The following is a 7,568-nucleotide window of genomic DNA, read 5'->3' as shown; positions in this document are numbered from 1 at the left end:
GGCCGCAGCACCGCGGCCACGGCGTGCGGCGGCATCGGGCCGCGCTCGCGCAGCAGCTCGCGCAGCGTGCCGCCCTCGATCAGCTCCATCACCAGGAACGGGTGCCTACCGTCGATGCCCTGGTCGTACACCGCCACCAGCCCCGGGTCCTTGAGCCGCGCCACCGCGCGGGCCTCGCGCTGGAACCGCGTCAGGAAGTCCTCGTCGCCCGCATAGCGGGAGTCCATGACCTTCAGCGCGACCGGCCGGTCCAGGCGCAGATCCAGCCCGCGGTACACCCCGGACATGCCGCCGGTGGCGATCAGTGTGTCTACCCGGTAGCGACCTTCCAGCACGGTCCCCGACAGCGGGCCGGCAGGCTGGTAGGTCTCCATCGGCTTCATGTTACGAGCCGGAATCCCGGCGCTCGCCGCGCCGAGCCGCAAGCGGCGTCGAACCGTGACCGCGTTGGTCCTAGACTTTGTGCGATGAGCAGCATTCCGACTGCCGAGGATGTCCTTGATCCCGACGAGCCCGTCTACGACCTGCCCACGGTGGCACAGTTGTTGGGCATCGCGGTGACCAAGGTCCATCAGCAGCTTCGCGAGGGACACCTGGTGGCGGTGCGGCGCGGCGGCATCGTCGTCGTGCCCCAGGCGTTCTTCGATTCCGACGGGCACATGGTCAAGAGCCTGCCCGGCCTACTGGTGGTGTTGCGCGACGGCGGCTACACCGAATCCGAGGTCGTGCGGTGGCTGTTCACGCCGGACCCGTCGCTGACGATCCGCCGCGACGGCTCGACCGAAGCGGTGCCTAACGCCCGGCCGGTCGATGCGCTGCACTCGCATCAGGCCCGTGAGGTGGTTCGTCGCGCGCAGGCGATGGCGTACTGACCGCGTCGGCGGGGCTCTCCGGGGCCTTGGCCAGCCAGTACCACGCCGCTGCCGCGCAGGCCAGCGACAGCAACACGTGACCCCATGAGTACATGCCGTGTGCGCCGTCCGGGCGCCAGATCACGGTGATCCAGGTGGAGAACGCTGCGATCAGCGCGATCGACCGCCTGGAGGTGACGAGCGCGGCGACGACCGCCAGTGGCCAGGTGTAGTACCACGGCAGCGCCGCGGGAACGAACAGCACGACCACGGCCATCAGCAGCGCGATGCCCTTGAGCGCGTCGCGGTCGGAGTGGCGGTAACGCCACCACAGCACCGGCACGGAGATCGCGATGATCGCGATGCCGATGATGCGGGTGGTCTCCAGTACCGCATAGAAGTTCACGGGCACGACGAGGCCGACGACCGAGTTGACCAGGTTGGCCGTCGCGGTCGGAATGGTCAGCCAGTTGATGATCTTCACCGAACCGGCGAGCGCGGTCAGCCAGCCCAGGCCGACACCGGCGGCCAGCGACAGCACTGCGAACACCGCGACGAAGACGACCACCGATCCCGCCGACGCGGCGGCGAAGGCCTTCGCCGGCGAGAAGCCGCGGCGGTCGCGCAGCGCGCGGGCCCACACCCACACCATGAAGGGAAGTGCCAGTCCCGCTGTGGCTTTCACCGCGACGGCCACGGCGATCAGCGTGACGCCCGCGATGTTGCGACCGCCCAGGCACAGTGCGATGCCCGCGGCCATCAACCCGACCATCAGCATCTCGTTGTGCACGCCACCCATCAGGTGGATGATCACCAGCGGATTGAGTACACAGATCCACAGAGCGGCGGCCCCGTTGCCGCCGACATGGCGGGCGATCCGCGGAGCGGCCCAGATCAACAGTGCCAGGCCGGGCAGCATGCACAGGCGCAGCAGCATGGTGCCGGCCACGACGTCGTCGCCGACCAGCATCGTGACGAACTTCGCGACCAGGATGAACGCCGGCCCGTAGGGCGCGGTAGTCGTCGTCCAGATCGGACTGACGTTGTCGAGCAACGAGTTCACGTTCACCACCGGCCCGACCACGTAGGGGTCGAAACCGTCGCGCAGCAGTGCGCCCTGCGCCAGGTAGGAGTATGTGTCGCGGCTGAACACCGGGACGCTGAGCAGAAGCGGAGCCAGCCAGAATCCGGTGGTCGCTTTCATCGTGTACTCGGAGGCGGTGCGGTCGACGACGCGGCGGCCGAGCCACAGCCATGCCACGAGCATCAGCGCCACCCCGGTCCACAGCAGCAGCGAGGACACGACCAGGCCGTGCCCGAACCGCAGCCACGACATGTGCATCGATTCCAGCAGCGGGTCGTGCAGTCGGGTGCTGCCGGCCCCGGTGGCCCCGACGGTGATCAGCACGGCGCCCAAGGCGCCGACCAGCGCAGGGCGTGCCTGGGGGGACAGTGTGAAGTCTCGGAGGCGCCGCAGGTGGTCCGACAGGTCGGTGTGCGGCGCGCGGGCCGGGGTAGGTGTCGTCATGCTCCTATGCGGACCGGTTCGCGGCCAATCTGGCGAGCTCGCTCAGCCCGGCCTTGGCCTTGGCGTCGATGGGCGCGGTGTTCAGGATCTCCAGCGCCCGCCGGGTCAGGGTGCCGATGCGGCGTTCGACGGCGGCCAGCGCGCCGACCGATTCGATCGCCAGGCACAGCTCCTTGACCTGCACCTCGCTCAGTTCGGTACCGACCGAACCGCGCAGCAGTTGGGCGGCGACGGGATCGCTCTGCTCTGCGAGTTGGATCGCTTCGGCGAGCAGCACAGTGCGTTTGCCCGACCTCAGGTCGTCGCCCGACGGTTTGCCGGTGACGGCCGGATCGCCGAACACACCGAGGACGTCATCGCGCAGCTGGAACGCCACCCCGAGGCTGGTGCCGAGTTCATGGAACGCCGCCAGCACCTCCGGGCAGTCGGCGGCTGCGGCGGCCCCGAGCTGCAGCGGGCGCGAGATCGTGTACGACGCGGTCTTGTAGATGTTCACGGTCAGCGCGGCCTCGACGGTCTCCGCACCGGTGGCCTCGTTGACGATGTCGAGGTACTGGCCGCCGAGCACCTCGGTGCGGATGGCGCTCCACACCCGTTGCACGCGGCGGTGCGCGTCGGGGTCGATGTCGGCGCCGGCGACGATGTCGTCGGCCCACACCAGCGCGACGTCCCCGAGCAGGATCGCCGCGGACAGGCCGAACTGCTCCGAGGAGCCCAGCCAGTGATTCTCCCGGTGCCGGTCGGCGAAGATCCGGTGCACGGTCGGCAGGCCCCGCCGGGTGGCGGAGGCGTCGATCACGTCGTCGTGCACGAGCGCGCAGGCCTGCAGCAGTTCGAGTGCCGAGAACAGCCTGAGCACCTCGGGCCCGGGTTCGGTCCCGGCGACCGCGCGCCAGCCCCAGTACGCGAAGGCCGGTCGCAGGCGTTTGCCGCCGCGCAACACGAACTCCTCGACCGCCTCGGTCAGCACCGAGTAGTCGGCACCGATATATGCAGCATCCCGGCGGCGCTCGTGCAGGTATTCGCGCAGCTGTTCGGTGACGGCCGCTGCCAGCTCGGCGGCTGACGGAGCCGATGTGTCCACGCTCAGCGGGCGCCCCTTTCTCTGTAGTGTCAACGCCCCCGACTGCTCAGCGTAGAGCGTGTCGCCCGGAAGCGAGAAGGTCAGGGCTGGTGTGCCGGGTCCTGCATGTCGCCGGGCTTGGGCGACTGGTCCCGGTTGGCGTAGGCCAACCACCCCACGGCGGCGGCGACCAGCAGCGATGCGATCCCGAGCCAGATCGCGGCGCCGGTGAACGACCGGGCGCTGGGGTCGGTGTAGCGGGCCTGCGCGTTCATCGTGCTGACCACACCGGGGCGCATCTTCCACTCGACGACCGAGGACGAGATCTGGTCGCCGTTGGTCGAGGTGACCTCGCCGGGGAACGCGACCGACAGCGACACGTCGGCCTCGGGGTCGCTGAGCGTGGTCAGGTCCGCCCGGCCCTCGAGGATCACCAGGTCACCGGCGCGGCGCAGCGAGATGTCCACGCCCGCGGCGTCGCGGCTCATGCTGGCCAGTTGCGGTAGCTCGGCGAAGGTCAGGTCGGAGAACACCGCCTGGGAACCGACGTAGTCGTCGCGGCTGTACTCCGACACCGCGACCTTCTGCGCGAACGGCAGGTTGTTGAGCAGTTGCGGGCCTTTGTCGTCGTCGTCGCGGGGGATGGCCGCCGCGACGATCTGCCCGGACACCCGGTCGTCGGGGGAGACGGTGATCGACGCCCGTACGCGCACGCAGCCGATCAGCGACGGCGCGACGACCAGCAGGAGCAACACCAGCGCCAGCAGACGTCTGCGGGTGCGTTGACGGGTCAGCACCCGGTCATCGTGCCAGATCGGGTCCGGATCACAGCGGTAGCGCGCGCCCCAGGATGGCGAAGGCGCGCGGATCGCCGGAGAAGTGGTAGCCGCGGATCACGTCGGTGAAGCCCAGCCGGCGGTAGAGCCGCCAGGCGCGGTTGTCCTCGCCGACGATCTCGGGGGTGGACAGCAGCACGTGCTGCTCGGGCCGGTCGTCGAGCAACCGCCGGATCAGCGCCTCCCCGAGGCCCCGGCCCTGGGCGCGGGGATGGATGTGCAGTTCGGTCAGCTCGAAGTAGCTCTGCATCAGCTCGGCGATGTGGCTGCGGTCGGCGCCGCTGCGCTGCAGGCCGGACACCACCTGCTGCTGCCACCACTGGTCGGGGGCCCCGCAGTAGCCATAGGCGATGCCGAGCATCGGGGCGGCCGCGGAGGGCTCGGGGGCATCGGCCACCTCGGCGGAGTCGGGAACCTCGATCGCCGCGACGGCCTTCCAGCCGCGTCTGCGGATGTGTTCCAGCCACATCGACGCGCGCTGATCCTCGGTGCCGCGCGGGTAACGCATGGCATCCACGTAGACCGCCAGTGCGTCGCCGAGGCGCTGCTGCATCTCGCCGGGCGACAGATCGATCAGACGTGCCGCCAAGTGTCTGCCCCTCCTGAAGGTGAACGTGTGGCCGAGACCCATTATCGGCCGGACGGCCGAACCGGCATGGCAGTGACCGCCCGCAGCGGCGCACGTCATAGAATCGTGCAGCGAACTAGGTGGTACGCCTCAGATTGACCTCGTATCATTACTGTTAAGTGTCCGTACTTGCGGGCATCCGCCACTTCGACGACTGCGACGCCCCCACGGCAAGAGGGAGGGACGAATGCCACTCTCCGATCATGAGCAGCGCATGCTCGACCAGATCGAGAGCGCGCTCTATGCCGAGGACCCCAAGTTCGCGTCGAGCGTTCGTGGTGGGACTCTGCGCGCGCCGTCGACCCGCCGCCGACTGCAGGGTGCGGCGCTGTTCGTGCTCGGGCTGGCAATGCTGGTTGCCGGGGTGGCGTGGAATGCGACCTGGATCGGCAGCCTCCCCGTGCTGTCGGTCATCGGCTTCGTCGTGATGTTCGGCGGTGTGATCTTCGCGATCACCGGACCGACCGTCGCCAAGGGTGAGCGCGTGGCCGGCGAGGGTGGATCGGCCCGGCCCAAGCGCGTCAAGGGTGGCGGCGGATCGTTCACCAGTCGGATGGAAGACCGCTTCCGGCGCCGTTTCGACGAGTAACCCGATTTCCTGATCAGGGGCAGCCCATAGGGCTGCCCCTTCTTTTTTGCCCCACTACGCCCCACCGGCCCGATGGTGCCGCGGCACCGCTGTGAGCTGGGGTTTTTCGACGACTGTTGGCCGTCTGTGGCCGGTGGGTGGTGTCGTGACCCTCCGTATGCCCCGGTGAGTGGGGCGTGCGACAACACTCGCGGGGAGATTTGGAGCAAAGTGGGGGATTGTGGGGTAAAGTGGCGGACAACGGAGCGACCGGGGTTCCGTTGAGGCAAGGCTTGAGCAAGGTCTGCGAGGTGACGAGATGTTCTTCGGCACCTACACGCCCAAGCTCGATGACAAGGGGCGACTGACGTTGCCCGCCAAATTCCGCGACGCGCTGGCAGGAGGGTTGATGGTCACCAAGAGCCAAGATCACAGCCTGGCTGTCCACCCGAGGGCCGAGTTCGAAGAGATGATCGCCGACATCTCGGCCCGGGCCAAGCGCGGCAACCCCCAGGCCCGCGCCTACCTGCGCAACCTGGCCGCGAGCACCGACGAGCAGTACCCGGATTCACAAGGCCGCATCACGCTGTCTGCCGAACACCGCCGCTACGCGAACCTGACCAAGGACTGCGTCGTGACGGGTTCGATCGGGTTCCTGGAAATCTGGGACGCCCAGGCATGGCAGGAATACCAGGAGCTTCACGAAGAGAACTTCTCCGCGGCCAGCGATGAAGCACTCGGCGACATCCTCTGATCTGGCCACCGGCCCGCAGGCCCGTGCAGTGCGGCCTCTGCCCGAACCGGCCCTGACGTACTTCCCCGACGTCAGGTCCGAGCACTCGGACAGGGACCTCACTGCAGGGGCCGCCCCTATCTCACAGAGCGCAACCATGGTGGATGACCAGCCTCACGTCCCGGTTCTGCTCGACCGCTGTGTCGAGCTGCTGGCCCCCGCGCTGACCCGGACGAGTGCCGACGGGGACGGTGCGATCCTCGTCGACGCCACTCTGGGCGCCGGCGGCCACACCGAACGCTTCCTGACCCAGTTCCCCGCGCTGACGGTGATCGGCCTCGACCGCGATCCCGACGCGCTGCAGATCGCCGCCGCCCGGCTCGCGCCGTTCGGCGACCGGGTCACGCTGGTGCGCACCCGCTACGACGGCATCGGACAGGCCGTCGAGCAGGTCGCCGACCAGATCCCCGGCGCCGCAACGGGAGTCGACGCCGTGCTGTTCGACCTCGGGGTCTCCTCGATGCAGCTCGACCGCGTCGAGCGAGGGTTCTCCTACTCGTCCGATGCGCCGCTGGACATGCGTATGGACGCGGGCTCCGACCTGACGGCCGCCCAGGTCCTCAACACCTACGACGAGAGGGCGCTGGCCCGGGTGCTGCGCGTATACGGCGAGGAGAAGTTCGCCGGCCGGATCGCCGCCCACGTCGTGCGGCGCCGCGCGGTCACCCCGTTCACCACCACCGGCGAACTCGTCGAACTTCTCTACCAGGCCATCCCGGCCCCGGCCCGCCGTACCGGCGGTCACCCGGCCAAGCGCACCTTCCAGGCCCTGCGCATCGAGGTCAACGCCGAGCTGGAATCGCTGCGGCTGGCGATCCCGGCCGCGCTGGCGGTGCTGCGCCCACTCGGGCGGATCGCGGTGATGGCCTACCAGTCCCTGGAGGACCGGATCGTCAAGACCGAGTTCGCCGCCGCCACCGCCTCGCGCACGCCGCCCGGCCTGCCCGTCGAACTGCCCGGGCACGGACCGAGGTTCGTCGCGCTGACCCGGGGCGCCGAACGCGCCGACGCCGAGGAGATCGAACGCAATCCCAGAAGCGCCCCGGTCCGGTTGCGCGCGTTGGAGAAAGTGGGGGGACAGTAGCGATGAAGGCGAAGAAGCCGACGCGCAAGACCGCGACAGCATCCGGCGGGTCAGCCCGATCCTCCCGGTCTCCAGGGCGAACCGCCGGCACCGGCCGGGACACGGTGAAGTCCAAGGACACCCGCAGGGGAGCGCGCGAGAACCGGCGGGCCCCGGTCGACGGGCAGCCCCGCGGCAGCAGGCCGACGCGCGATCCGCGGCCGCAGCGGTCCGCGCC

General features: G+C 69.3%; 9 protein-coding genes. 4 read left to right on the top strand and 5 right to left on the bottom strand.

Going from position 1 to position 7,568, the window contains the following annotated elements; translation table 11 throughout:
- Positions 1-383 (bottom strand): protein kinase domain-containing protein (locus tag MVA01S_RS27615; protein WP_159426358.1); only part of this gene is annotated, 383 nt, incomplete at its 3' end.
- Positions 384-467: 84 nt separating this feature from the next.
- Here MVA01S_RS27615 and MVA01S_RS27610 point away from each other — a divergent pair.
- Complete coding sequence (locus MVA01S_RS27610; protein ID WP_003933057.1) at positions 468-872, top strand: Rv2175c family DNA-binding protein; 405 nt, start codon at positions 468-470, stop codon at positions 870-872.
- Here MVA01S_RS27610 and MVA01S_RS27605 read toward each other — a convergent pair.
- The 4 genes from MVA01S_RS27605 to MVA01S_RS27590 all read right to left on the bottom strand — a co-directional run bounded on the left by MVA01S_RS27605 (position 793) and on the right by MVA01S_RS27590 (position 4,867).
- Positions 793-2,379 (bottom strand): alpha-(1->6)-mannopyranosyltransferase A, encoded by a 1,587-nt coding sequence (locus tag MVA01S_RS27605; RefSeq protein ID WP_003933056.1) that lies wholly within the window; start codon positions 2,377-2,379, stop codon positions 793-795. The two genes, MVA01S_RS27610 and MVA01S_RS27605, sit on opposite strands and share 80 nt — an antisense overlap.
- Before the next feature lie 4 nt (positions 2,380-2,383).
- Complete coding sequence (idsA2, locus tag MVA01S_RS27600; RefSeq protein ID WP_003933055.1) at positions 2,384-3,463, bottom strand: bifunctional (2E,6E)-farnesyl/geranyl diphosphate synthase; 1,080 nt, start codon at positions 3,461-3,463, stop codon at positions 2,384-2,386.
- Positions 3,464-3,543: 80 nt separating this feature from the next.
- Positions 3,544-4,239, bottom strand: coding sequence for an LppM family (lipo)protein (locus tag MVA01S_RS27595; protein ID WP_003933054.1), 696 nt, complete (start codon positions 4,237-4,239; stop codon positions 3,544-3,546).
- A gap of 28 nt (positions 4,240-4,267) precedes the next feature.
- Positions 4,268-4,867 (bottom strand): GNAT family N-acetyltransferase, encoded by a 600-nt coding sequence (locus MVA01S_RS27590; RefSeq protein ID WP_003933053.1) that lies wholly within the window; start codon positions 4,865-4,867, stop codon positions 4,268-4,270.
- A gap of 226 nt (positions 4,868-5,093) precedes the next feature.
- On the opposite strand from MVA01S_RS27590, the gene MVA01S_RS27585 reads away from it, so the two are divergent.
- The 3 genes from MVA01S_RS27585 (at position 5,094) to rsmH (ending at position 7,351) form a co-directional block, all read left to right on the top strand.
- Positions 5,094-5,495, top strand: coding sequence for an SCO2097 family morphological protein (locus MVA01S_RS27585; RefSeq protein WP_003933052.1), 402 nt, complete (start codon positions 5,094-5,096; stop codon positions 5,493-5,495).
- Positions 5,496-5,793: 298 nt separating this feature from the next.
- Positions 5,794-6,228, top strand: a complete 435-nt coding sequence (locus MVA01S_RS27580) for a division/cell wall cluster transcriptional repressor MraZ (RefSeq protein ID WP_003933051.1) — start codon at positions 5,794-5,796, stop codon at positions 6,226-6,228.
- Entirely contained in the window at positions 6,203-7,351 is a 1,149-nt protein-coding gene (rsmH, locus tag MVA01S_RS27575; RefSeq protein ID WP_081529166.1) for a 16S rRNA (cytosine(1402)-N(4))-methyltransferase RsmH, read from the top strand. The genes MVA01S_RS27580 and rsmH overlap by 26 nt, the downstream gene beginning before the upstream one ends.
- Positions 7,352-7,568: the final 217 nt, after the last annotated feature.

Source organism: Mycolicibacterium vaccae NBRC 14118 = CIP 105934 (assembly GCF_001552715.1).
Taxonomy (GTDB): Bacteria; Actinomycetota; Actinomycetes; order Mycobacteriales; family Mycobacteriaceae; genus Mycobacterium; species Mycobacterium vaccae.
Note: the sequence above shows the minus strand (reverse complement) of the source record. Positions and strands in the feature narration are given on the sequence as shown.